At 72.9% G+C, this 25,259-nt stretch carries 18 protein-coding genes and 2 tRNA genes; 10 read left to right on the forward strand and 10 right to left on the reverse strand.

The window, feature by feature from the left end; translation table 11 throughout:
• Nucleotides 1-214 precede the first annotated feature (214 nt).
• Entirely contained in the window at nucleotides 215-1,306 is a 1,092-nt protein-coding gene (locus ACQYWQ_RS14640; RefSeq protein ID WP_431039196.1) for an RNA polymerase sigma factor SigF, read from the forward strand.
• Between the two features lie 108 nt (nucleotides 1,307-1,414).
• Here the strand turns inward: ACQYWQ_RS14640 and ACQYWQ_RS14645 are convergent, their stop codons facing one another.
• On the reverse strand, nucleotides 1,415-1,618 hold the full coding sequence (locus ACQYWQ_RS14645) for a hypothetical protein (RefSeq protein WP_431035050.1): 204 nt from the start codon (nucleotides 1,616-1,618) through the stop codon (nucleotides 1,415-1,417).
• A gap of 422 nt (nucleotides 1,619-2,040) precedes the next feature.
• Between ACQYWQ_RS14645 and ACQYWQ_RS14650 the strand changes: the two genes are divergently transcribed.
• The 5 genes from ACQYWQ_RS14650 (at nucleotide 2,041) to ACQYWQ_RS14670 (ending at nucleotide 7,488) form a co-directional block, all read left to right on the forward strand.
• The gene (locus ACQYWQ_RS14650) at nucleotides 2,041-2,526 is read left to right on the forward strand and encodes a MarR family winged helix-turn-helix transcriptional regulator (protein ID WP_431035051.1); all 486 of its coding nucleotides are present in this window, start codon (nucleotides 2,041-2,043) and stop codon (nucleotides 2,524-2,526) included.
• A gap of 13 nt (nucleotides 2,527-2,539) precedes the next feature.
• On the forward strand, nucleotides 2,540-5,089 hold the full coding sequence (locus ACQYWQ_RS14655; protein WP_431035052.1) for an MFS transporter: 2,550 nt from the start codon (nucleotides 2,540-2,542) through the stop codon (nucleotides 5,087-5,089).
• A 178-nt stretch (nucleotides 5,090-5,267) separates the two neighbouring features.
• On the forward strand, nucleotides 5,268-6,086 hold the full coding sequence (locus tag ACQYWQ_RS14660) for a YceI family protein (protein ID WP_431035053.1): 819 nt from the start codon (nucleotides 5,268-5,270) through the stop codon (nucleotides 6,084-6,086).
• A 205-nt stretch (nucleotides 6,087-6,291) separates the two neighbouring features.
• Nucleotides 6,292-6,801 (forward strand): tetratricopeptide repeat protein, encoded by a 510-nt coding sequence (locus tag ACQYWQ_RS14665; protein WP_431035054.1) that lies wholly within the window; start codon nucleotides 6,292-6,294, stop codon nucleotides 6,799-6,801.
• Nucleotides 6,802-7,017: 216 nt separating this feature from the next.
• Nucleotides 7,018-7,488: a PPOX class F420-dependent oxidoreductase gene (locus tag ACQYWQ_RS14670; protein WP_164290744.1), complete on the forward strand. Its 471-nt coding sequence runs from the start codon at nucleotides 7,018-7,020 to the stop codon at nucleotides 7,486-7,488.
• Between the two features lie 143 nt (nucleotides 7,489-7,631).
• Here the strand turns inward: ACQYWQ_RS14670 and ACQYWQ_RS14675 are convergent, their stop codons facing one another.
• From ACQYWQ_RS14675 to ACQYWQ_RS14690, 4 genes are all read right to left on the reverse strand, one after another.
• A complete protein-coding gene (locus ACQYWQ_RS14675) occupies nucleotides 7,632-8,408 on the reverse strand; it encodes a TetR/AcrR family transcriptional regulator (RefSeq protein ID WP_431035056.1) in 777 nt (258 codons plus the stop codon).
• Between the two features lie 734 nt (nucleotides 8,409-9,142).
• Nucleotides 9,143-9,913 (reverse strand): response regulator transcription factor, encoded by a 771-nt coding sequence (locus ACQYWQ_RS14680; protein WP_431035058.1) that lies wholly within the window; start codon nucleotides 9,911-9,913, stop codon nucleotides 9,143-9,145.
• A gap of 905 nt (nucleotides 9,914-10,818) precedes the next feature.
• Entirely contained in the window at nucleotides 10,819-11,781 is a 963-nt protein-coding gene (locus tag ACQYWQ_RS14685; RefSeq protein WP_431035059.1) for an amidohydrolase family protein, read from the reverse strand.
• Between the two features lie 178 nt (nucleotides 11,782-11,959).
• On the reverse strand, nucleotides 11,960-12,838 hold the full coding sequence (locus ACQYWQ_RS14690; protein WP_431035060.1) for a DUF2797 domain-containing protein: 879 nt from the start codon (nucleotides 12,836-12,838) through the stop codon (nucleotides 11,960-11,962).
• A 195-nt stretch (nucleotides 12,839-13,033) separates the two neighbouring features.
• Between ACQYWQ_RS14690 and ACQYWQ_RS14695 the strand changes: the two genes are divergently transcribed.
• Entirely contained in the window at nucleotides 13,034-13,570 is a 537-nt protein-coding gene (locus ACQYWQ_RS14695) for a hypothetical protein (protein ID WP_431035061.1), read from the forward strand.
• A 126-nt stretch (nucleotides 13,571-13,696) separates the two neighbouring features.
• On the opposite strand, the gene ACQYWQ_RS14700 is transcribed toward ACQYWQ_RS14695, so the two are convergent.
• Nucleotides 13,697-13,769, reverse strand: a tRNA-Arg gene (locus ACQYWQ_RS14700).
• A 316-nt stretch (nucleotides 13,770-14,085) separates the two neighbouring features.
• Nucleotides 14,086-14,176, reverse strand: a tRNA-Ser gene (locus ACQYWQ_RS14705).
• A gap of 289 nt (nucleotides 14,177-14,465) precedes the next feature.
• Between ACQYWQ_RS14705 and ACQYWQ_RS14710 the strand changes: the two genes are divergently transcribed.
• Both ACQYWQ_RS14710 and ACQYWQ_RS14715 read left to right on the forward strand, forming a co-directional pair.
• Nucleotides 14,466-14,972 (forward strand): SSI family serine proteinase inhibitor, encoded by a 507-nt coding sequence (locus ACQYWQ_RS14710; RefSeq protein WP_431035063.1) that lies wholly within the window; start codon nucleotides 14,466-14,468, stop codon nucleotides 14,970-14,972.
• A gap of 349 nt (nucleotides 14,973-15,321) precedes the next feature.
• Nucleotides 15,322-19,743, forward strand: coding sequence for a PAS domain-containing protein (locus tag ACQYWQ_RS14715; protein WP_431035064.1), 4,422 nt, complete (start codon nucleotides 15,322-15,324; stop codon nucleotides 19,741-19,743).
• A 221-nt stretch (nucleotides 19,744-19,964) separates the two neighbouring features.
• Here ACQYWQ_RS14715 and ACQYWQ_RS14720 read toward each other — a convergent pair whose 3' ends face one another.
• Genes ACQYWQ_RS14720 through ACQYWQ_RS14730 form a run of 3 tightly spaced genes read right to left on the reverse strand, consistent with a single transcriptional unit; the run spans nucleotide 19,965 to nucleotide 23,025 of the window.
• Entirely contained in the window at nucleotides 19,965-20,621 is a 657-nt protein-coding gene (locus ACQYWQ_RS14720; RefSeq protein ID WP_431035065.1) for a LutC/YkgG family protein, read from the reverse strand.
• Nucleotides 20,618-22,192 (reverse strand): LutB/LldF family L-lactate oxidation iron-sulfur protein, encoded by a 1,575-nt coding sequence (locus ACQYWQ_RS14725; RefSeq protein WP_431035066.1) that lies wholly within the window; start codon nucleotides 22,190-22,192, stop codon nucleotides 20,618-20,620. The genes ACQYWQ_RS14720 and ACQYWQ_RS14725 overlap by 4 nt, the downstream gene beginning before the upstream one ends.
• On the reverse strand, nucleotides 22,189-23,025 hold the full coding sequence (locus ACQYWQ_RS14730; protein WP_431039197.1) for a (Fe-S)-binding protein: 837 nt from the start codon (nucleotides 23,023-23,025) through the stop codon (nucleotides 22,189-22,191). Before ACQYWQ_RS14730 ends, ACQYWQ_RS14725 begins: the two co-directional genes overlap by 4 nt.
• 379 nt (nucleotides 23,026-23,404) lie before the next feature.
• Here ACQYWQ_RS14730 and ACQYWQ_RS14735 point away from each other — a divergent pair, with 379 nt between their 5' ends.
• Entirely contained in the window at nucleotides 23,405-25,174 is a 1,770-nt protein-coding gene (locus ACQYWQ_RS14735) for an L-lactate permease (RefSeq protein ID WP_431035068.1), read from the forward strand.
• Nucleotides 25,175-25,259 lie beyond the last annotated feature (85 nt).

A 25,259-nucleotide genomic window follows, 5' to 3' on the forward strand; every position in this document is an offset into this window, starting at 1 on the left:
GAAATAGCCCCCGAAGCCCCTTTTCCCGGGTCTGCCCGGCTGCCGTTTGTCGACATACCGCTACAGCGTGTTGCCGACATGTGACATTCTGCTGGAACGGCGTTTGCCGCAGCCCGGCCTCCGGTATTCAGGGGGAAGGCTGCGTTCCTCAGACGGGAGCGCCCGCCGCGACCGTCCGCGACCTCAAGGGGGTGGCATGTCCTCCATGTCCGCCATGTCCGCAGAACAGGGCAGCTCGAAGGTGCTCACGCTCAGCAAGGGCACCCCCGACGGGCTCGACCGGGTGGCCGCCACGCCTCCCGCCAGGCCCTTCGCGGGCCGCAGCACACTCGATACGGCGCTCCCGCAGCCCCGTACCGAGGCCGTCACGGACCGCCTCGCCGAGCGCGCGCCCGACATCCCGTCAGACGCCCTGCCGCTCCTCGCGGCTGACGTCCCGTTGATCGACGCGCCACCGGCGGGCATCCCGCCGGTCGACGCCCCGTCCGCCGACTCCTCGGCAGCGGCGCCGGAGACGGGCGCCGCCGCCCCCGCGGGTTCCGGGAGCCTCGACACCCGCACCCTCTCGCGCGCCCTCTTCCTGCGCCTGGCGACCCTCGCCCAGGACAGCCCCGAGCGCGCCTACGTCCGCGACACCCTCATCGAGCTGAACCTCCCGCTCGTGCGGTACGCGGCGGCCCGCTTCCGCAGCCGCAACGAGCCGATGGAGGACATCGTCCAGGTCGGCACGATCGGCCTGATCAAGGCGATCGACCGCTTCGACTGCGAGCGCGGGGTCGAGTTCCCGACCTTCGCGATGCCGACCGTCGTCGGCGAGATCAAGCGGTTCTTCCGCGACACCTCGTGGTCGGTACGGGTGCCGAGGCGGCTCCAGGAGCTGCGCCTCGCGCTCACCAAGACGAGCGACGAACTGGCACAGAAGCTCGACCGCTCGCCGACCGTGCCCGAGCTGGCGAAGGCGCTCGGCGTCTCCGAGGACGACGTCGTCGACGGTCTCGCCGTCGGCAACGCCTACACCGCCTCCTCGCTCGACTCCCCCGCGCCCGAGGACGACGGCGGCGAGGGCTCGCTGGCGGACCGCCTCGGCTACGAGGACACCGCCCTTGAGGGTGTCGAGTACCGCGAGTCGCTCAAGCCCCTGCTCGCGAAGCTCCCGCCCCGCGAACGGCGGATCATCATGCTCCGCTTCTTCGCGAACATGACCCAGTCGCAGATCGGCGAGGAGGTCGGGATCTCGCAGATGCACGTGTCGCGGCTGCTCACGCGGACGCTGGCGCAGCTGCGGGAAGGGCTGATCGCGGACTGACCACAGGCGGCCGCACATGGCCGCACGTGGCCGCACATGCGCGATATCCGGGGCGGGCCTCCTCGAAGGAGGCCCGCCCCGGACGCGTACAGCAAGAAGAAGCGCTGGTCAGCCGACGGCCAGCCACACCACCGCGGCGATGACGACGATCGCCACGACGACGCCGACGATCACGCCGACGCGCGGTCCGGACGACGTCGCGGGCTGCTGAACGCCGCCCTGGCGCGGCGCCTCCTCGTCCACGAAGGCGCGGAACATCTGCGTGTTGCCGGCCGGGTCGGGGGTCTGCTCGGGGCCCTGGTTGTGTGCCATAGGGCGGGACCCTAGCGAATCCCGCCCCCTCCCCCCAACCCTCCCCCCGAACAAGCCCGTTTCGCCCGGGTTTTGAGTTCGGTGACAGGCAGTCAGCCCGGCGAGCCGCCCGGCACCCCCTCCCCCCGGTCCGCGCCCCGCCCTGCCGCCCCACGTACCGCCCCACGTACCGCCCCTCCGGCGCGCGAGAGGCGGGGCCCGGCACGGAACCGGGGACGAACCTCCCTCGCGAGGGGGCGCGAGACCCCGCGAGGCCGCGCGAGACCCCGTGAGACCCACCATGCGCAGTGACCACTCCCCGTAGCTCACACGTGACCTTTGCGGACCCTTTGCCGAACCTTTGACTCGCTTGGTCCGATTTCGTTTGCCTGGGGCAACCATCGGTTTTATGTTTGCCTTAAGCAACAAAACGGGAGATCGAGATGGCCAAGCAGCCTCGATACGAGGAGCTGGCCCGTCAGCTCAGTGCCTTCGGCGTCGTGAAACGCAGCCTCGGCCGCATCCTCCCCCCTGACTGCCCCGGTGGTTCCGCCGCCGTCCTCCACCTGCTGAGCAGGTACGGAGAGATGCGGATGAGCAGACTGGCAGAGCTGCTCGCGGTGGACATGTCCGTGACCAGCCGGCACGTGGCACACGTGGCCGATCGGGGGTGGGTGGAACGCGTCGCGGACCCGCACGACAAGCGGTCCCGCATCCTGCGGCTCACGCCCGAGGGCACGGACCTGCTGGCTCAGCTCGCCGAGCGCCACGTCACGGCGCTCTCGTACTACCTGGAGGACTGGTCCGACGAGGACGTCGACCAGCTCAATTCGCTGCTCGGGCGCTTGCGCGACAGCTTCGGGGACTGCCGGACCGCCTGGTCCAAGCTCCCGGACTCCATCGAACAGACCACCGGTTCACCCTCGTAGAAGAAGGAAGTTCATGGCAACGACCACACCATCCGGTGTGCGGGGCAGCCATGCCAAGCATGGGTCCTCGGCACCTGGCGAAAACGGCCAGGTGCAGATGAGCCACCGGCAGATCATGGAGGCGCTCTCCGGGCTGCTGCTCGGCATGTTCGTGGCGATCCTGTCGTCCACGATCGTCTCCAACGCGCTGCCGGAGATCATCGGCGACCTCGGTGGCGGCCAGAGCGCCTACACCTGGGTGGTCACGGCCTCGCTCCTCGCGATGACCGCGACGACGCCGCTGTGGGGCAAGCTCTCCGACCTGTTCAGCAAGAAGCTGCTGGTCCAGGTCGCCCTGGTCATCTATGTGCTGGCCTCCGCCGCCGCCGGGCTCTCGCAGAGCGCCGGCATGCTGATCATCTGCCGCGTCTTCCAGGGCATAGGCGTGGGCGGTCTCTCCGCCCTGGCCCAGATCGTCATGGCGGCCATGATCCCGCCGCGCGAGCGCGGCAAGTACTCCGGCTACATCGGCGCGACCTTCGCCGTGGCCACCGTCGGCGGCCCGCTGCTCGGCGGTGTCATCACCGACACCTCCTGGCTCGGCTGGCGCTGGTGCTTCTACGTCGGAGTGCCGTTCGCGATCATCGCGCTCGTCGTGCTCCAGAAGACGCTGCACCTGCCCGTCGTGAAGCGGAAGGTCAAGGTCGACTGGGCCGGCGCCTTCTTCATCTCGGCGGCGGTCTCGCTGCTCCTGCTCTGGGTCACCTTCGCCGGTGACAAGTACGACTGGCTGTCGTGGCAGACCGGCGCGATGCTCGCGGGCGCCGTCGTCCTCGCGCTCGTCTTCGTCTTCGTCGAGTCGAAGGCGGCCGAGCCGATCGTCCCGCTGCGGCTCTTCCGCAACCGGACGATCACGCTCGCCTCGCTCGCCTCGCTCTTCGTCGGTATCGCGATGTTCGCCGGCACCGTCTTCTTCAGCCAGTACTTCCAGCTGGCGCGCGGCAAGTCGCCGACGATGTCGGGTGTTCTCACCATCCCGATGATCGCGGGCCTCTTCATCTCCTCGACGGTCTCCGGGCAGATCATCACCAAGACCGGGCGCTGGAAGGCGTGGCTGGTCTCCGGTGGCGCGCTCGTGACGGCGGGCCTCGGCCTGCTCGGCACGATCGAGTACGACACCGCGTACTGGCACATCGCGATCTTCATGGCGCTCATGGGCCTCGGCATCGGCATGATGATGCAGAACCTCGTGCTCTGCACGCAGAACCAGGTCAAGCCGCAGGACCTCGGCTCCGCCAGCTCCGTCGTCACCTTCTTCCGCTCCCTCGGTGGTGCGGTCGGTGTCTCGGCGCTCGGCGCGGTGCTCGGCAACCGGGTCAGCGACAACATCAAGGACGGCATCGCCGCGCTCGGCCCGAAGGCGGCCAAGGCCGCCGGAGGCGCGCTGGGCAACGGCGGGGGCATCCCCGACGTGAAGCTCATCCCGGAACCGTTCAAGACGGTCGTCGAGAGCGCCTACGGCTCCGGTGTCGCCGACGTGTTCCTCTTCGCCGCCCCGTGCGCGCTGATCGCGTTCATCGTCACGTGGTTCATCAAGGAGGTGCCGCTGCGCACCTCGATGAGCCAGGAGCCGGCCACCGCGGGCGCGGTCACCTCGGAGGCGCCCGCCCAGGCCGCCGCCCAGGTCCCGGCCCCGCAGGCCGCCACCGCCGTCAGCGAGACGCCGCCGCTCGCCACGGAGGGCACCGGCACGGCGACGGCCCTCGCCACCGCCCCCGTCGCCCAGGCGACGGCCGCGGAGCCCGAGGACTCCGCGCCGACCGGGGGCATCCCGGTCAGCGGTTACGTGCGCGGCGCGGAGAACGCCCCGCTGGCGCAGGCGAGCGTCACGCTCATCTCGCTCGGCGGCAGCCAGCTCGGCCGCTCCGTGGCCAGCCCGGACGGCGCCTACGCCACCGAGGCGCCCGGCGCGGGCTCGTACGTCCTGATCGCCTCGGCCGACGGCTTCCAGCCGCAGGCCACGACGATCGTCGTCGGCGAGGAGCCGGTGACGTACGACATCGTGCTGAGCGGGACGAGCGGCCTCGCCGGTGTCGTCCGCAGCGCCGACGCCGGTGAGCCGGTGCCGGACGCGATGGTCATCGTGACCGACGTGCGCGGGGACGTCCTCGCCACGGGCAAGACGGCCGCGCAGGGCGAGTTCTCCTTCGGCGAGCTGGTCCCCGGACAGGTGACGGTCGCGGTCAACGCGAGCGGCCACCGCCCGGCGGCCCTCCCCGTCGAGGTCGCCGCCACCGGGATCACTCGGATCGAGGTCGCGCTCCAGTCGGGTGCCCAGGTGCAGGGCGTCGTCCGCGCCGCGGGCGGACCTCTGCGCGACGCACGCGTCACGCTCGTGGACGCGGCGGGCAACGTGGTCGGGACCACCACGACCGGGGACGACGGGGCCTACGGCTTCGCCGACCTGGACAGCGGCGAGTACACGGTCATCGCGACCGGTTACCCGCCGGTGGCCACCGGCCTGACAGTCAACGGTGCCGGGGCCGAGGGCCACGACATCGAGCTCGCCCACCCGGGCGAGTAGAGAACCCCGGTGGTCCCGCGCACGCCCGGAGCGGAGGCGTGCGCGGGACCTTCGCGGGAAGGGCCCCGGTGTGCGGCGGCCGGCAGGGGACGGCCGGCCACCTCCGCGCACCGGGGCCCGCATTTCGTCGCACGGACGCCGGGGGCGTGCTCCCGGGGGGCAAGGAGAAGGAAACCGGATGGGACTCAGCGCTCGTATCCGCACCCGTGACGGGTGGGCGGTACCGCACGCGGTCGTCACGATGACCGATATGACCGGCACGCAGGTCCTGCGCGCACAGGCCGACACCGACGGCGACGTCCAGGACGCCACCGACCTCAAGCCGGGACCGTACACGGTGATCGTCACGGCCGTGGGCTACGCCCCGGCCGCCTCGACCGCCCTCGTCACCGTCTCGGGCCGCGCCGAGGCAGGGACTGTCGTCCTCGCCCGGCAGGGTGGCACCGAACTGCCACCACCGGGCCCCTGGTCGATCGACCCGGTGCACTCCTCGGTCGCCGCGGTCGCCCAGCACCTCGGCATCTCCAGCGTGCGCGGGCGCTTCACCCGCTTCGGCGGCCGGATCGACATCTCCGACGACGTCGCACGCTCACAGGTCAGCGCGACGATCGAGGCAGCGTCGATCGACACGGGCAACGAGACGCGCGACGGGCACCTGCGCTCCGCCGACTTCCTCGACGTCGAGACGTACCCGGAGCTGACCTACCGCTCCACCGCCGTCGTCCCCGCCGGGCAGGACCGCTGGACCGTCGAGGGCGAGCTGACGATGCGCGGCGTGGCCCGCCCCGTCGCCCTCGACCTCAGCTACCTCGGCACCGGCGCGGACCCCTGGGGCGGCACCCGCGCGGCCTTCCGCGCGACGACGGAGCTGCACCGCGAGGACTTCAGGATGAACTACAACCAGGTCGTCCAGGCGGGCATCGCCGCGATCGGCACGACGCTGCGGGTCGAGCTGGACATCCAGGCGGTCCAGGGGGCTGAACTGCCCCGGATGTGACGGCTTTCCGCCGGAAAGGGCGCGCTTCCGCAGTGGCGGGGGCGCGCTTTTTTCACGCGCGCGGTGGCGGACCACCCCGGTACGGTGACGGCCGCGCCGGTACGCGGCCCGGTCCGCGACCGCCGGTACGCGGCCGGGTCCGCGACCGCCGGTACGCGGCCGGGCGCCCCGTACCCGTACCGCCTCTCCGGAAGGACGCACCTCCATGACCGCCACCACAGCCCAGGGCTGGGAGGACCGCAGCGCCGCGCTGTGGTCCCGCATCGACTCGCTCGGCCCCGAGGACTTCATCGCCCGCACCGACGCGCTCGCCGCCGAACTCGGCGCGGAGCACCCCGTCGCGCTCTTCGAGCGCGCGGCGGCCCGCGACTCGTTCGGCCGCACCTCCGAGGCGGTACCGCTCTACCGCGAGGCGCTGCGCGGCGAGTTGCCGGGCGAGCGGCGGCGCCGCGCGGTCATCCAGCTCGCCAGCTCGCAGCGGGCGCTCGGCCACCCGGAGGAGTCCATCCGCCTGCTGACCGCCGAACGCGCCCACGGCGACGACCACTTGAGCGACGCGCTCACGGCCGTTCTCGCCCTCGCGCTCGCCGACGCGGGCCGCGCACGCGAGGGCGTCGCCGAGGCCGTCGCCGCGCTCGCCCCGCACCTGCCCCGCTATCAGCGCTCGATGGCGAACTACGCGCGGATGCTGGGGGGAACGGCACGCGGGGAGTGAGGGGGCGGAGCCGGACGGCCGGAACGGGCGGCCGGAGCGGACGGCCGGAACGGACGGAGGTCCCGGCGGAAGTCGGGGGCGGTCCCGGTGGCGTCCGGGCCGAGGCCGGGCGGAGGTTCGAGCGGGAGTCCGGCCGGACGTCCCGGCGGAGGTCCCGGCGGAGGTCCCGGCGGAGGTCCCGGCGGAGGTCCGGGTGGCGGGCGTAGGCTCCCCGGCATGGCACCTTCCGTCGCGACCAACACCACCGTGGACCTGGCCGGACTGCTCGACTTCGTACGGCCCAGGCACCACGCGATCCTCCTCACCCGCCGCGCCGACGGCTCCCCCCAGGGCTCGCCGCTGACGTGCGGCGTCGACGACTCGGGGCGCATCGTCGTCTCGACCTACCCGGAGCGCGCGAAGACTCGTAACGCCCGCCGCGACCCGCGCGTCAGCGTCCTCGTGCTGAGCGACGACTTCGGCGGCCCCTGGGTCCAGGTCGACGGCACCGCCGAGGTCATCGACGCCCCGGACTCCGTCGAGCCGCTCGTCGAGTACTTCCGCAACATCTCCGGCGAGCACCCGGACTGGGACGAGTACCGGGCGGCGATGATCAAGCAGGGCAAGTCGATCATCCGCGTCACGCCGACCCGCTGGGGCCCGGTCGCCACGGGCGGCTTCCCGGCAAGGCTCGTCGAGGAGGACTGAGCCGTGCGGGGTGACGGGAGCGGCTTTCCACGGGGGGCTCCCGTCACCCCGGGTGGCGGCCGCCGGGGCTGGAACGACGGCGGTCCTTCCTCCGCACCGGCGACGGCCGTCTCCCGTACTCGGGTGGCGGCCGTCTCCTGCGCTCAGGTGGCGGCCGTCTCCCGTGCCATCGCCTCGATGCCGGTGACGAGGAGGTCGAGGGCGAAGGCGAAATCGCGCTCGCGCATCTCGGCGACGCCGCCGCCCATGCCCTCGGGGCCGAACAGCTCCTCGGTGTCACCGAAGGACTCGACGAACTCGGGGCGGCGCGCGAGCGAACTCATCGCCTCGCGGTAGTACTCGTCCTGCGTGTGGCCCGCCGCGCGGCAGCGGCGGATCACGTTGCCCTCGATCGCGCCGAATCCGTAGACGAAGCGGAAGACGGCGGAGAGCGCGCCGAGTTGCTGCCTGGGGCTGAGGCCCGAGTCGTGCAGCACGGCGCGCATCCGCCGCGAGAACGCCTGCGAGCACGGGCCAATGTTGAGGTAGCTGCCCATGAGCGGGGCCACCCAGGGGTGGCGGACCATCATCGCGCGATAGGCGCGCGCGAGTTCCCGCAGCCGCTGCCGCCAGTCGCCCTCCAGGCCCTCGGGTCCCCCGGTCAGCTCGCCGACCACGGCGTCGAGGGCGAGTTCGAGCAGGTCCTCCTTGGTGTCCACGTACCAGTAGACGGACATCGCCGTGACCTTCAGCTCCCCGGCGAGGCGCCGCATGGAGAACCGCGCGAGCCCCTCGCGGTCGAGAAGCCGCACGGTGGCCGCCGTGATGCGCTCGCGGTCGAGCCCGGAGGGCTGCTCGCTCCTGCGGGTACGTGTCCGGGCGGCGGCGTCCGTGAGCCACACGCTCGCCCGTGCGGCACCCACCGCGCGCCCCTTCACCATGCCCACCTCACCACGCTGCCCTCACCTCCGCCGCCGGAGCGGCTCCTGCCGGCCCCACCCACGCCCCGCACGGGTGTGCGGACCGCTGCGGACCGCGTACCCCATGATGCGCCCTGTCCCCGCCCGCGTCTGCCACCGCGCCCCCGCCACCTGCACGGACCGGGCCGAACGGCCCCCGGCAGGGGGTTCGTTCGGCGGGGCGGGGAATGTGGACGAGAGGGGTGGGGTGGACGGGGCGCGGGCGACGGCGGGACGGACGCCGGGCGGTGAACCGCGGGTGAGCGGGTGTCGCACGGAGCCTGTACGGCACGGGACGCCCCGAAACCGGCCCGCGCGCGCTTTCATCCCTGCGGGTGAAGTGGTGGGGGTGCGGTGGTCGGGTGATGTGATCGGGGTGAAGTGGTGGACGGGTGCGGGACGTTCGGGGAGGGCGGAGGGGGCGGCGGCGTGTCGTGCGGGGGCGTGTGCGGGGCGAGGTACGCGGCGTGTGCGGGGCGTGCGGGGTGCGGGGCGTGTGCGGGGTGCGGGGCGTGTGGACACGTGCGGTGGGCAGTTGGCGTGTGGTGCACGTGGCGGACGGGGTGACGTGCGCGTGGGGTGCGTGCCAGGCGCGGTGACGTGCCTCGCGCGGTGACGTGTCCCACGGTGACCTGCCCGGCACGGTGACGTGCCCGGGCGCGCGGTGACCTGCCGGGCGCGCGGTGGCCTGCCGGGCGCGCGGTGACCTGCCGGGTTCAGCGGCGGCCGGCGGGGAGGGCGGGGGAGGTGGCGGGGAGTTCGGCGGGCTTGATGAGGTATCCGGCGCCGCGCCGCGTGTGGATCATCGGCTCACGGCCCCGGTCGATCTTGCGGCGGAGGTACGAGATGTACAGCTCGACGACGTTCGCCTGGCCACCGAAGTCGTAACTCCACACGCGGTCGAGGATCTGCGCCTTGCTGAGCACGCGTCGCGGATTGCGCATGAGGTAGCGGAGCAACTCGAACTCGGTCGCGGTGAGATGGATGTCCTTACCGCCCCTGGACACCTCGTGGCTGTCCTCGTCGAGTACGAGATCGCCGACCGTGAGCACGGAGGTGGACCGCCGCCCCGCGCCGGAGCGCCGGATGAGGCCGCGCAGCCGCGCCACGACCTCCTCCAGGCTGAACGGCTTGCTCACGTACTCGTCGCCACCGGCGGTCAGCCCGGCGACGCGGTCGGCGGCCGCGTCCTTCTCGGTGAGGAAGAGCACGGGCGTCTCGGGCCGTTCACGGCGCATGAGGTGCAGCACGCTCAGGCCGTCCATGTCCGGCAGCACCATGTCGAGCACGACGGCATCGGGCCGGAACCCGCGCACCTCGCGCACGGCGCCCGCGCCGTCCGTCGCCGTCCGGATCTCCCAGCCCTCGTAGCGCAGAGCCATCGAGAGCAGCTCGGTCAGATTGGTCTCGTCGTCCACGACGAGCACCCGGACGGGACGCCCGTCCACGCTCGCTTCGGTGTGCCCCTGGGGCGGAATCGTGGTCATGCGGCCCATCCTGTGCACTCCCTCTGAGAGGCCCCTTGCGCGAATCTGTGATTTCGCTGAGAAATCCGTTCGGGGGTGGCAAAGGGAGGGTGGGGGGAGGCAAAAAGGGGGGGCGGGCCCGGCTACACGGGGGCGAAGGCGGACCGCAACCACACGGGGGGGAACGGACCCCAGTCGTACGGGGGGGGCGGAGGCAGACCGCAACCACACGGAGGGGACGGACCCCAGTCGTACGGGGGGCGAAGGCGGACCGCAGCCACACGGGCGGGAACAGACCCCAGCCACACGGGGGGGGCCAAGGCAGACCGCAGCCACACGGGCGGGAACAGACCCCAGCCACACGGGGGGGGCCAAGGCAGACCGCAGCCACACGGGCGGGAACAGACCCCAGCCACACGGGGGGGGCCAAGGCAGACCGCAGCCACACGGGCGGGAACAGACCCCAGCCACACGGGGGGGCGAAGGCAGACCGCAACCACACGGAGGCAGGGACAGACCCCAGTCACACGGTTGTGGGAGCGAGCCCCAGTCGCACAGGCTCGGGCGCGAGCCCCAGCCGCATGGGCTCGGGTCCGAACCTGATCCGCCTCAGCGGGAGGCTGCCTCCGTACTGTCAGCGGGCCTCGCTCACGCGCCTGTTCAGCGGGCGGCCGCCTCGTCCCGCTTCTCAGCGAAGGCCTGGACGCACACGCACAGCTCGCCCGGCGGACAGCCCCCACCCGCCCTGGGGGGCGACCCCAACACCAAGTCTTCCCCACCCCACCCCCCACCCCGCCCCCTCCGCCCAAATCTGTGGACAACTCCGCCGAACCCACGCAACGGCTCACCCTCAAGAGTGAGCGGATTTCCCCCTCGGCCCGAGTTGTCCACAGGTGGGAACGAACGGGGCATCGCACCCCCATCTCTCAACTACCGTTGTGCTCCAGACCGAAGAGCCTCGCCGCGTTGTCGTGACAGACCGCCCGCAGCCACTCATCGCCGAGGCCGAGGTCCGCCATGACCTCCAGCTGATGCGCGTACGGGTACGGGGTGTTGGGGAAGTCCGTGCCGAGCAGCACCCGATCCCCGTACGCCGCGAGCCGGGGCAGTTCCGCGCGCGGGAACGGCGCGAACTCCTCGGCGAAGCCCGTCCACGCCATCGTCGTGTCGAGCCGCACCTCCGGGTAGTCGGCGACGAGGTCGAGGAACTCGCCGTACTCGGGCATGCCGAGGTGCGCGACGACCAGCCTCAGCCGCGGGTGCCTCGCGAGCACCTCCCGCATCGGTCCAGGACCCGTGTACTTCCCCGGCACAGGCCCCGAGCCGCAGTGCGCCACGACCGGCACCCCGGCCTCGGCGAGCAGCCCCCACGCCGGGTCGAGCACCGGCTCCGTCGGGTCGTACGCCCCCACCTGCACGTGCGCCTTGAAGACCCGCGCCCCACCCTCCAGCGCGGCCCGCACATACGCCTCGACGCCGGGCTCGGGGAAGAACGTCGCCGTACGCAGGCACTCCGGCACGCGCGCCGCGAAGTCGGCGGCCCACCCGTTGAGCCACGCGGCCATCCCCGGCTTGTGCGGATAGAGCATCGACGTGAAGGCACGCACGCCGAAGGACCGCAGCACAGCGATGCGTTCGTCCTCGGCACTGCGGTACGTGATCGGCCACGGCCGCCCGACCAGCGGCCCGGCCGCGTCGAAGTACGCCCACACCTTGCGCAGCACCCGATCCGGCATGAAGTGCGTGTGCACGTCGACGAGCCCGTGCCGCGCGCCGATCCGCCGCGCGAACTCCCGTACCGCCGTCGCCTCCCGCTCGCCGCCCGGTTCGATCCCCGCGATCCGCGCCGACCGTTCCCCGTGTGCCTCGCCCAGTTCCTCGCTCACCATGCCGGCCACCCTGCCGCCACGACGCGCCCGGAACAAGCCGTGCCGGGAACATGGCACACCGGCGCCACGGGCGTCAGGCGAACCCGAACACCGCCCCACCCGACCCCGACCACACCCGCCACGCGCCCAGGCCCCGGCCGCCCAGGCCCTGCCGCGTCCGAGCCTTACCCCGACTCGCTCAGAACAACTCCCCCTGCTCTCCCCCTTCCTCCACCCGCTCGACAAGACCTGCCGACGTCGCCGCGTCCTCGCCCACCCCCGCGAGCCGCCACCCCGCGAGCCGCCGCGTGTCCAGCACGACGGTCCCGGGCTCCCCCGCGACGTCGAGGTGCACGTCCGGGCCCACCACGCCCCGTACCGTCCCCACGAGCACCGCCCCGTCCCGCAGCCCCCGCACGAGACCCCCGTACGGCAGCGGCAGCCCGAAGACGCCGCCGTGCTCCAGCACCTCGCCTGCCAGCGGCTCCAGCGTCTCCGGCCACCCGGGCAGCTCCCGCGCCGCCCTGTGCACCCTCCCCAGCTCGGCCCGGCAGTCACCGCCACCCACGCGGGCCGCCCGCTTGCGCGCGTACGGGATCCGGTCCGGCACCCCGAGCCCGTGCCGCGCCATCTCCTCGGCCCGCCGCGCCGCCATCAACGGGCCCTGCCCGAGCCAGCAGTACGCGAGCGCCCCCTGCTCCAGGAGCCGCACCCCCTCGCGTGCCACGCCCGTGATCCCGACCTTGACGAGCCCCGGGCCGAACCACGCCAGGTACACGTGGTAAGGGCGCGGATCGTCCGCGTACGTATCGGCCGCCACCGAGCGCACCCGGTCCAGCGCAGCGCACTCCTCGCACTGCGCCCGCGCACCCCCTCCCGCGAGCACGGCCCCCCGGCCGCACTCCCGCCACCGGCCGCCCCGCCACACCCCGAGACACCGCCGCTCCCCCACGACCCGGAACCCGATTCGCTCCCCCGCGCCGAGCCCGCTGACCCGCTCCCCCACCCACCTCAACCCCGCCCGCCCGGACGCCTCCCACCGCACCCCGGCACACCACCAGCCCGCACCACGCTCCATTGCGCCGACCGTAGCGGAGGCCACTGACAACGAGGCCGCACCCGGCCCGGGCCCGCGCCTGGCAGCGCCATCCCCGTGCGACCACCGAACGCGGCAGAGATCACGAAATGAATACGCCGCCTCCACATCACCCCCACATCCCTCACGAGGTCACTACCGTCGTCCCACTTCACCAAGAGACCCCGGGGGGACGAGATGACCAACCCACGCCCGTACGGCCCGCCGGCACCACCCGCTCCGGCCCCCACCGGCCCGCGCCCGCTCCACAAGCGCGTCCTCGTATGGGCGGGCGGGACGGCACTGCTGCTCACGGGCACACTCATCGGTGCCACCGCGAACGATGACCAGGAGACGGTCGCGGCCAAGGCGGCACCCGCGACCACCGTGACCGCGCGCGCAACCGTCACCGCGACCGCCACTGCCACTGCCACTGCCACTGCCACTGCCACATCTTCGCCCGCCCCCACCGTCACGAAGACGCTGAAGCCCGAACCCGCACCGACCGTCACCGTCACAGTCACCGTCACCAGGACCGCCCGCGCGGGCACCACCGCCGCCAACGACTCCGGCACGACCCGGACCGGTACGTGCTCGATCGTCTCCAACGCGGGCAACTGCTACGCGGCGGGCCAGTACTGCCGCAACAGCGACCACGGCGCCCGCACCACGACAGCCTCCGGTACCGCGATCACCTGCTCCTACCGCGCGAACGCCTGGCGCTGGACGTACTAACGCCTGGCGCTGGACGTACTGAGGAGGAAGGGCCGCCGCCGGGGCGGCGGCCCTCGGCGCACGCCACGGAACCGGTCCGGGCAACGCGAAGAGGCCCCGGATTCCTCCGGGGCCTCTTCGGTGCTGTGCACTCGGCAGGATTCGAACCTGCAACCTTCTGATCCGTAGTCAGATGCTCTATCCGTTAAGCTACGAGTGCTTGTGCTCAGCGCCTGGGTTTTTGTCCCCCGGCGGCCTTGCGAGAACAACATTACATGAAGGTCGCCCGGACGCGAAATCCGTATCGCGCACCCGGCCTGAGCTGGGCGTACGGCTGTTTTCGAGGGCCACACCCGGCCCTCCCGGGCCGGGCCGCCACGCGCCCCCGGGCCGGGCCCGCGCACGTGCCCGGCCCCGCACCCGGGACGCACCGGCCCCCCGCCCTCCACAGCGCACCGGCCCCCGCCGCCACGGCTCCCAGGGAAACGCCGCAGGGCCCCGTCGTCCTGGGGACGAGCGGGGCCCTGCGGGTGCTGCGGAGGCGGAGGGATTTGAACCCTCGATGGGGGGTAAGCCCCAAACCGCATTAGCAGTGCGGCGCCATAGACCGGACTAGGCGACGCCTCCAAAAGCCACACCTGCCTGCGAGCAAGCGCCTGCGGGTGCGTGGAGATGATGACACAGCCGTGCGGGCTGCCACCAATCGGCACCCACGGTACTAGGCGGCAACGGGTGGGGCAAAGAGCTTTCGGCGCCCGTTCCCAGCGGTCCGCGCACGCCCTCGGGGAGCCTGCGCCGCCCCGGAGGTCGTACCCCTTCCCGGGCCCGCGCACGTGTCCTCTCCCCTCCCTTTCCCGTTGTGCACCCCGATGCGGGACGGGGCCTCCGTGCCGCGCGCCGCCCTGAGCGAGGGTCCATGTCCGTCTTGCGTCCGCGTGCTTCCCGTACCGCCCTGCTCCTCGCCGGCTGCCTCCTCGGCATCGGCGCGGGGGCCTGGCCCGCCGCCGCCGTCTCCGCGCCCGGCCCCGCCGCCGTCACCGCGCCCGGCCCCATCGGCGTCACCGCGCCCCGCCCCGTCGGCGGGGACCGGCTGCTCGTGGAGGTGAAGGAGGACGACGGGGCCGTGACGCGGTACGAGCTGCGCTGCCACCCCGCCGGAGGCGATCACCCCGAGGCCGCAGCGGCCTGCGCGCGGCTCGACGAGGTGACCGTGTGGGGGCGCGACACCTTCGCGCCCGTACCGCCCGAAGCCATCTGCACGATGCAGTACGGGGGGCCGCAGACGGCGCACGTCAGCGGGGAGTGGGCGGGGCGCCCCGTCGACGCCACGTTCTCGCGGACGAACGGGTGCGAGATCGCGCGCTGGGACGGGCTCGTACCGCTGCTGCCCGCGCAGGGTGGGGCGGGAGCGGCCGCCGCCTAGGGCCTCCCCCTCCGCGCCCGGTCCGACACGCCCTCCGCCCCACCCCGCGCCCGGCCCGACGCGCCGCCCGCGCCCGGCCCCCGCGGGGCCCGCACCCGCCGTCCCACCTCGCGAAGCTCCCGCGCGCGGGTCTTCGCCGCTTCGGCGCGGGACGCTCACGACTTCCTCGTACGACCGCTCGCGGCTCCCTCGTACGAGCGAGCGCGGCTGCCCGTAGACTCCCTGGCGTGACACGTCGCGGACCGCGCGGCACGATGGCCCGGGCGGGCCGACGGCGGGACGGTCCGGGAGGGCAGAGCGGGGAGCCGCAGGCGCGGTCCCCGTGGAACGGCAGGGAGGAACGTTCGTCGTGAGCAGCAGGCCATCCCGGGGCACTGCTCGCCTCGCAGCCATACTCGACTCCCTCCCCGACGCCCTCGTGCTCGTCAACACAAACGGCACGGTCGTCAACGCGAACACCATCGCTCTCCAGGCTCTGGAGTCCCCGGGTACGGCGCTCGTCGGACGTGGATTGCTCGATCTCCTCCCGCAGTTCGACTCCCGGCTCATCCCCGGGTCGATGCGCCGCCCCGACGCGACCGACGAGCGGGGCCGTACCAAGCCGCTGCGGATGATGGCGCGGCGTACGGACGGTGGCGAGTTCCCCGTCGAGGTCACGAGCGCGAGCATCAACACCGCCGCGCAGTCATCCGGTGCGAACGCGGGTCCGTACGAGGACGTTTCGCGTTATTCCGGCGACGAGTTGCTGATGATCGTGATTCGCGATCTGACCGGGACTGTCGATACCGAGGCCGAACTCGCCCGCTCGCAGCGGCAGACGGAGATGATCCTGCGGGCGGCCGCCGAGGGTGTCGTCGGTACGGACACCGAAGGCCACGTCGTCCTCGTCAATCCGGCGGCCGCGCAGATCCTCGGGCACCGCGCGAGCGACCTCGGCGGGCGCGAACTGCACCCGCTCGTGCTGCACTCGCGCGCCGACGGCACGCCCTTCCCCTACGCCGAGTCGCCGCTCGCCGACACGCTCCGCTCGGGGCGCAAGCACCGGGTGCGCGGGCAGGTGCTGTGGAACAAGAAGGGCGAGAAGGTCCCGGTCGACCTCACGACCGCGCCCGTGCGCGACGGTGATCAACTCGTCGGCGCCGTGATGACCTTCACCGACAGGCGCGCCTACGAGGAGCTGATCGAGCGGCACGCCGCGGAGAGCGCGGAGCTGCGCGAGAGCCACGCGAACGAGGTCGCCGCACTGCGTGAGGCGCACGCCGCCGAGGTCACCGGGCTGACCGAGGAGTACGAGGCGCGGATCGCCGGACTCGACGCGCGGCACGAGGAGGCGGTGGCGCAGGCGCAGGACCGGTACGCGGCGCTCGCCGAGCGCGAGAAGGACCGTTTCGAGGCGCTTTCCGCCCGGCACGAGCAGTTGCTTGCCGTTCTGGAGACCTCTTTGCGCGGCCCGCTCGACGAACTGCGGCGCGAGCTGGGGACCCTCGCCTCCGATCCGGCCGGTCAGTTGTGGCCGGAAGCGAACCAGATCCTTCACCATCTGACCGCCGGTTATTCGCGGATGACCACGCTGGTCGACAACGTGCTCAGCTATCAGCGGCTCGATGTCGGTACGGACACGCTGCACCGCCGCAACGTCATGCTCGACGCCGTCGTCCAGGCGGGCGTCGACGGCGCTGTCGAGCTGATCGGGCCCGGTCGCGCGCAGTTCGCCGTGCACGCGCCGCCGATCGAGGCGCAGGTCGATCCCGAGCGGCTCGCGACGGCGCTCGCGCACCTGGTCGCCGACGTCGCGGGCATCGACGCGACGGGCAACGCACGCCAGGGGCTCGTCAATACGGGCTGGGTGGACTCCACGATCGTGGTAGCCGCGGCGCAGCGCGGTGACGCCGTACGGATCGAGGTGCGCGGCCCCTACCCGGGCGGCGACCCGGTGCACGGGCCGATCGTCACGGGCATCGTGCGCGCGCACGGCGGCGTCCTCCAGTCGCACACGGTCCCCGGCATGGGCGGCGCGACGTACGTGCTCGACGTACCGCTCGGCGAGGGCGCGGGCGCGGTCGCGGCACCGATGGCCGCGCAGGCCGACACGACTGCGGAGAGCGGTACGGAGGGGGGCGGCGTCGGTACGGGGGCGGGCGCCTCCGACGGAGCGGGCGATCCCGACTCCACGACGGCGGGGCACGGGCGGCGGCGGGCGCGGCGCTCCTCCGTCGACGCCTTCCTGGAGAGCGAGGTCGACGCCGCGAAGGCGCGGCCGACCGGGCGGCGGCGGAGGCCGTCGCCGGACGGCGCGGGAGGCGCGGAGTCCGATGACACGGCCGGTGGAGCCACCGGGGCGGCCGCGCTGCCCGCGCCCGGCGGGGCGCAGGCGGGGGCGGCCGGCGGGTCGCCTTTCGCGCTGCCCGCGGGGACGTCGGACGCGGGCGGCGGGGCCGTGGCCGTCGGCGGTTCCGGGGATACGGGGCACACGTTGCCGCACGGCGCGGTCGTGACCGCCGCCGAGCACGCCGCGGGGACCGCGGCCGCTTCCGCCTCGCTCGGCCCGGTGAGCGTGCCCCCGGGCGGAATGCCGGTACGGGTCGGGGCCGCGCAGGCGGGGCAGGCGCCCGCGCTGCCGGTCGCGGCCGGGCCCGGGGCGGGCGGCGCGCAGCCGCTCGCGGTCGAGGCGGCTCCCGCCGCGCCGACCCAGAACGCCGAGAACGCCCAGAACGGCGAGAACGCCGTGCACTCCGGGGCCCCGCAGGGGCGCAGGGCGCGGCGCGCGGCGGCACGGGCCGCCGAGGAGGCCGCCGCGGCGGACGCGGGGCCGCGCGTACCGTTCGCGCTGCCGCCCGCCACGGGTGACGCGGAGGCCGCAGGGGGCGCGCCGTCGCCCGTACCCGCGCTTCCGGCCCCCCTGTCACAGCCCGTGTCCGTGGCCGCGGGGGGTGTGGCCGGTGTCGTGTCCGAGGCGCCGTCGCCCGCCGTCCCGGGGGGCGCGCCCGCCGTGATCCAGCCGCCGCTCGCGGCGCCGCCCCAGCCGGTCGCGCAGCCCGCGTCTCCCCAGCCGGTCGCGCAGCCCGCGCCTCAGCCCGGGGCACAGTCGCAGGTCGCGCCCTCCGTGCAGGGGACCATGACGAACAGGGCGGGAATCGGGCAGCAAGGTGGCAGTGCTGCCGCGCCGTCTGCCGAATTCCCTGCCCACCCGCCTGCCCATTCGCCTGCCGAACCCCCAGCCGACCCGCTTGCCGAACCAGCCGCCGAATCGCCCAAGACGCTCTCGCAGCCGCTGCCCGCCGAGGAGCCCGCGGCGGGGCACGAAGAAGCGCACGAGGGTGCGACGACGCAGAGCGGGCGGGCGTTCAGCGTGCGCACGCTCGGCGCCGGGGTCCCCTTCGACGAGGGCATCGCTGGACCGCACCCCGCGGCGGGGCAGTTGCCCGCGCAGGCGGCACAGCAGTTGCGGCAGGCGCGGCTCGCGCGCCGTCAGGGCCAGCCCGCGCCCGGCACGGCGGCGGGCACGCCCCCGCACGGCACCGGGTCGGGCGGCTCGGGCAGGCGACGCAAGCTCGCGACACCGCAGGACCGCGAGGCCGCCACGGGCACGACGGCGGCGACAGGAACGACGGCGGCCGCCGGTGCCAGCACGGCGGGCGCCTCGCGCTCCGCGTCCCCCAGCGGCGACCAGGAGAGCACCGGGGCACGCCCGCACCCGGCAGCGGGTGACTCCGCGCCGCACCCACCGCTCGCCGCTCCCCCGCAGCCCCCCGTACCCCCGCACACCGTGCCCGCGCAGAGCGGCCCCGCGCCGAGTGGCCCCGCGCAGGCCACCCCCGTACAGGCCGCCCCCGCGCAGCCCGTACCGCCGCAGCCCGTACCGCCGCGCCCCGTGCAGCCGCCCGCTCCCTCGGCGGCGCAGCAGCGGCTCGCGGGGCAGGAGCACGGGCGCTCGTACGCGATCGGGGCGCCGGACGCGGGGGCCGAGGGGCCCGAGCCGCTCGACGGGCCGAACGGCGCCGTCGAGGTCGCGAACCGGCCCGCGCCGCGTCCGCAGGACGACGAACTGCCGCCCGAGCCGCTCGACAACCCGCGCCGACTGCTCGTGTGGCCCGCGCCCGACGCCTCCACCCAGGCCGCGCTGAGCGACCGGGGCTACCGTCCCGTCGTCGTCTCCTCGCGCGACGAGGTGGACGCGCAGATCGCGGCCTTCCCCGCCGCGCTCTTCGTCGACCCGCTCACCGGGCCGATCACGCGCACGGCCCTCCAGTCGCTGCGGCAGGCGGCCGTCGCCGCCGAAGTGCCCGTCCTCGTGACGGCGGGGCTCGGGGCGGCGGCGCGCGAGGCGGCGTACGGGGCCGATCCCGCCGTGCTCCTCAAGGCCCTCGCGCCGCGCGACAGCGAACAACACCCGCCGCGTGTCCTCCTGGTCGAGGAGCGCGACGAGCTGGCGGGCGCGCTGACGGCCGCGCTCGAACGGCGCGCGATGCAGGTGACCCGCGCCGCCGACGACACGCAGGCGGTCGCGATGGCGAGCCAGGTGCCGCCGAACCTCGTCGTGCTCGACCTCATGCAGGTCCGCAGGCGGCGTGCCGGGATCATCGACTGGCTGCGCGCGAACGGCCAGCTCAACCGCACACCGCTCGTCGTCTACACGGCACCGGGCATGGACCCCGCCGGGCTGGCAGGGCTCGCGAGCGGCGAGACGGTCCTCTTCCTCGCGGAACGCTCGACGAGCGAGGAAGTACAGACGAGGATCGTGGATCTCCTGGCGAAGATCGGGACGAATTAGGGCAGTTCGGTACGAGCACGAGCACGGGCATGGGCACGGGTGCGGGTACGGGTACGGGGCGAGCCCGCGCCCGCCCTCGACGCCGAGCCCCCCGCCCTGACGCCAAGCGCCCCGCCCTGACGCCAACCGTCACACCCGGACGTCAACCGTCCGCCCGCTCACTTACACGAAAGGGGCAAATCCGCAACGGATTCGCCCCTTTCCGGCACTCCGGCCCGATCTCAGACGTCTGTGCGAATGACGACGTCGAGCGTGCGCGGTCCGTGCACGCCCTCGACGCGTTCGAGTTCGATGTCCGAGGTGGCGGAGGGGCCGCTGATGAGAGTGGTGGGACGGCCGGGGACGAGGCGCGCGATGGCCTCGGGGACCCCGACGGTGACGGTGGAGAGGTCCACGACGCACACGTGCAGGTCGGGGACGAGGCTCAGGGCGCGGCGGCCCTGGTCGGCGCCGCCGTCGAGGAAGATCGTCCCCGTCTCGGCGCAGGTCACGGCCGACGCGGTCACGACGCCGTCCAGACCGCCGAGTTCGGGCGCGGGGACGTCGGGGCTGTCGGTGCGCGCCTCGCCCTCGAAGTCCGCGAGCCAGGCGCGGTCGAGCCCGGCGGGGACGCCGACGAGGCGGGCGCCGCGGGTGCGGAGCACATCGGCGACGGTCGCCGCGGTCTCGGCGGCGGTGCAGGGGTGCACGTATGCCTTGTAGTCGAGGAGCCTGTCGGTCAGCAGGCCGAGCAGCTCGGCGTCCGGGAGGGTGCGGCCCGTGCGGTAGGCGCGGGGGACGGTCACCGGGTCCTTCGGTGCGAGGGCGAGGGCGTCCCGGACGCGCGAGAGGACGGTCTCGCGGGCGGTGCCCGTACGGGCGGTGGTCGTCTCGCTCATGCCTGCTCGCCCTTGTTCTGGTCGTCGCCGGTCTCGGTGCCCGTCTGCGCGCGTGCCGTCTCGCCCTCGGCCTTCGCCGCGCTCAGAGCGGCGCGGCCCTCGGCCGAGTCGAGCCAGCGGCGGAAGCTGCGCCTGGGCGGGGCGGGGGTGTCGCGGCTGTCGCTCCAGCCGTTGAACGGCGCGGGGAAGTGCTTGATCTTCTCGTCACGACCCGCGATGACGCGGCCGAGCCCGGCGGCGCGCTGCGCGCTGGTGTAGAGCCCTGGCCGTGCCATGACGGCCGCCGCCGCCTTCATCGCGAGCGATTCCGCCGTCGTGCCGGCCTGTTCGGTCTTCTGGTGGCGCAGTTCGACGAGCAGCGAGGGGATGTCGATCTTCACGGGGCAGGCGTCGAAGCACGCGCCGCACAGGCTCGACGCGTACGGCAGCGAGGCGTTGGGGTCGTCCTTGGCCGCGTCCATGCCCGCGAGCTGCGGCGTGAGCACCGCGCCGATGGGGCCCGGGTAGGTCGAGCCGTAGGCGTGGCCGCCCGCGCGCTCGTAGACGGGGCAGACGTTGAGACAGGCCGAGCAGCGGATGCAGTGCAGCGCCTCGCGGCCGATCTTGTCGGCGAGCGCGGCGGTGCGGCCGTTGTCGAGGAGCACGAGGTGGAACTCCTGGGGCCCGTCGCCCTCGGTGACGCCCGTCCACAGCGAGGTGTACGGGTTCATGCGCTCGCCGGTCGAGGAGCGCGGCAGGAGCTGGAAGAAGACCTCCAGGTCCTGGTGGCTGGGCAGGACCTTCTCGATGCCCATGACGGTGATGAGCGTCTCGGGCATCGTCAGGCACATGCGGCCGTTGCCCTCGGACTCGACGACGGCGAGCGTGCCGGTCTCCGCGATGCCGAAGTTGGCGCCGGAGACGGCGACCTTCGTCGTCATGAACTTCTCGCGCAGGTACGCGCGTGCGGCGGCGGCGAGTTCGGCGGGGACGGAGGTCAGCTCCGGGTCGACACCCGGTATCTCCTTGAGGAAGATCTCGCGGATCTCCTCGCGGTTGCGGTGGATCGCGGGGACGAGGATGTGCGAGGGCTTGTCGTGGGCGAGCTGGACGATCAGCTCGGCGAGGTCGGTCTCGTGGGCGGTGATGCCCTCGGCCTCCAGGTACTCGTTGAGCCCGATCTCCTGCGTGGCCATCGACTTGACCTTGATCACCTCCTCGCTGCCCTTGGCGCGCACGAGGCGCGTGACGATCTCGTTCGCCTCGACGGCGTCACGCGCCCAGTGGACGGTGCCGCCGCGCGCGGTGACCCGCTCCTCCAGCTGTTCGAGGAGTTCGGGGAGGCGGTTGAGGGTGTCCGACTTGATCGCGGAGCCCGCGTCGCGCAGGTGCTCCCAGTCGGGGAGTTCGGCGGTCACCGCGAGGCGCTTCGCGCGGATCGTGTGGGTCGCCTTGTGGAGGTTGCCGCGCAGCTGGGTGTTCTGGAGTTCGGTGTGCGCGGCCTTCGGGAACTTCTTGTCGCCGCGCAGGTTGCCCGCGCCGTAGGGGGCGCGGGGCGGGGTACTGGGCAGGCCGAGGAACGTCGTGCTCATCGGGTCACCTCCGGGGTGGTGGCGGAAGCGGTGGCGGGGGTCGCGCCGGTGCCTGCGAGGCCCGCGGTGGCCGGGACGCCCGGCAGGACGTACGGGGTCGTACGGGTCGACGCGAGGATCTGCGCGAGGTGGAGGGTGCGCGTACCGGCCTGGATGCGGGAGAGGCCACCGCCTATGTGCATGAGGCAGGAGGAGTCGCCCGCCGTGCAGATGTCGGCGCCCGTCGCGGTGACGTTGCCGACCTTGTCCTTGAGCATCGCCGAGGAGGTGTCCGCGTTCTTGACCGCGAAGGTGCCGCCGAAGCCGCAGCAGGAATCAGCCTCGGGCAGCTCGACGAGGTCCAGGTCATCGACGGCGCGCAGGAGCTTCAGCGGCTTCTCGCCGACGCGCAGCATCCGCAGCGAGTGGCAGGTGGGGTGGTACGTGACGCGGTAGGGGAACCAGGCGCCGACCTCGGTCACGCCGAGCACGTCGACGAGGAGTTCGGACAGCTCGTACGTCTTCGCCTTGACGGTCGCGACGCCTTGGCGCAGCGCGGCGTCCCCGTAGCGCTCGGCGATGATCTCGTGCTGGTGACGGACCGAGCCGGCGCAGGAGCCCGAGGGCATGACGACGGCGTCGAGCGAGGAGTCGCCGAACTGCTCGGCGAAGTTGCGCACGAGCGGGACCGGTTCGCGCTGGTAGCCGGTGTTGACGTGCATCTGCCCGCAGCAGGTCTGCCCGGGCGGGAAGACGACCTCGTGGCCGAGCCGGGTGAGCAGCACGGCCGTCGCGGAGACGGCGTCGGGGAACATCGTGTCGCCGAGGCAGGTGGCGAAGAGTCCGATGCGCATGAGGACCTTCCCGTACGCGGCCCGTACGCGGGGCATGCGCGAGCCGTGGGCGAAGCCGTGCGCGAGCAGTGCCGTACGTGGGCAGTATGGACGATTTACGGTCCGACCATACCGCTGTAGAACCCCAAAAGGCAGGGGCGGGACGGTCGCGAAGCGGGATGAGTGGTCGACAACACTTTGGTCCGACCTTATTGACATGGGACTCTAGGGAGTGCGCTACTACTCGGTAGTTCATTTCAGCCACACCCGACGCCCCTGTCCCCCGCGACGCGTGCGCTACCGGCCCCGCTCCCTTCGAGCCACCTCCCGGTCGCGAGATGCCGACCGGACGGTACGTCCTTCAGGGGCGGCGGCGCACAGACTCGATGAGGAGCATCCTGTGGCCTCCCTGCCGACGGCCCTCGCGGCCGCGGGTGCCGGACCCCTTCCCGGTGTCCCTGATCCGGGGGCGGCCGTGTCCGGCCACCCGGCTCCGGGTACCACGGCCTCCGGCCTCTCGCTCGCCTCGTACACCCCTGACGTGCACGCCATCGGCGGCAACCTCGCCGGGACCGCGCTGCTCGCGCTCGTCCCGCTCGCGGTCTTCTTCGTGCTCCTCATGGTGGTGCGCCGCTCCGCCTTCCAGGCGGCCCTCGGAGCGCTCGTCACCGCGCTGCTCGTCGGCATTCTCGGGATGGGCATGCCGGTCCAGCTGGGCCTGCTCTCCGCGAGTCAGGGCCTGCTCAACGGCCTGTTCCCGATCATGCTCATCGTGGTCGCGGCCATCTGGTTCTACGAACTGACCGTCGTCAGCGGCCGTTTCGAAGACCTGCGGCGGTGCTTCAACGCGGTCGGGCGCGGGGACCTGCGTATTCAGGCGATGCTCATCGCCTTCTGCTTCGGCGGCCTGCTCGAAGCGCTCGCCGGTTTCGGGGCGCCCGTCGCGATCACCGCGGCGATGCTCATGGCGCTCGGCCTGCCCAAGCTCAAGTCCGCGATCACCGTGCTCGTCGCGAACACCGCACCCGTCGCCTTCGGCGCGATGGCGATCCCGGTCACGACGGCGGGGAACCTCACCGGCATTCCGCCGGAGGACATCGCCTCCGTCATCGGTCGGCAGAGCCCGATCCTCGCGCTCTTCGTGCCGCTGCTGCTTCTCACCCTCGTCGACGGCAAGCGCGGGCTCCGTCAGCTCTGGCCCGTCGCTGTCGTCGTCGGTCTCGTCTTCGCCCTCGCCCAGTACTGGTGCTCCGCGCACTTCGCCTACGAACTCACCGACGTCGTCGCCTCGCTCGCCGGTTTCGCCGCGGGTGTCCTGATGCTGCGCTGGTGGAAGCCGCGCACGCCGGACGACCAGCGCTCGCAGGTGGAGGCGGAGCGGCTGCCCGCCCGCCGCGTGACGCTCGCCGTGCTCCCGTACGTCCTCGTCATCGCGATCTTCGCGATCGCCAAGATCAACGTCGGCGGCCTCGACATGCCCGACATCCTGAGTGTCGCCAACATCAAGTGGGAGTGGCCCGGGCTGTACGGCGAGATCCTCACTTCGGACGGCAAGCCGTCGACGAGCCCGATCTACTCGCTCGAAGTGCTCGCCAACCCGGGCACGCTGCTGATCATCTCGGGCATCCTCGTGACGATCGTCTACAGCCTGGTCAAGGACAAGGACCAGTACCCGATGTCGGCGAAGCTCAGCGTGCTCACCGCCGGGCGCACGATCGTCAACATGCGCGGCGCGATCGCCACGGTCGCGACCGTCCTGATGCTCAGCTACGTCATGAACCAGTCGGGCCAGACGGTCGCGATCGGTACGTGGCTCGCGGCGGCGGGCGGCGCGTTCGCCTTCCTCTCGCCGATCCTCGGCTGGCTCGGCACGGCCGTCACCGGCTCCGACACCTCGGCGAACGCGCTCTTCGCGACGCTCCAGCAGACGGCGGGCCACAAGGCGGGCATCGATCCGACCCTGCTCGTCGGCGCCAACTCCTCCGGCGGCGTCGTCGGCAAGCTCGTCAGCCCGCAGAACCTCACGATCGCGGCGACGGCGGTCGAGGAGCCGGGCAGCGAACGCGTCCTGCTCCGCAAGGTCGCCAAGTACAGCCTCGCGATGCTGCTCGTGCTGTGTGTGCTGGTGTATCTCCAGTCCACTTCGGTGCTGTCGTGGATGCTGCCGTGAGGTAGTGATGCGCCGGGTCAGCGGCGTTGTTTCACGTGAAACATGGGAAGAGGACCCGATCTCGGGTCCTCTTCCCATGTTTCAC

Origin of the sequence: Streptomyces sp. P6-2-1 (assembly GCF_050613165.1) — a bacterium.
Taxonomy (GTDB): domain Bacteria; phylum Actinomycetota; class Actinomycetes; order Streptomycetales; family Streptomycetaceae; genus Streptomyces.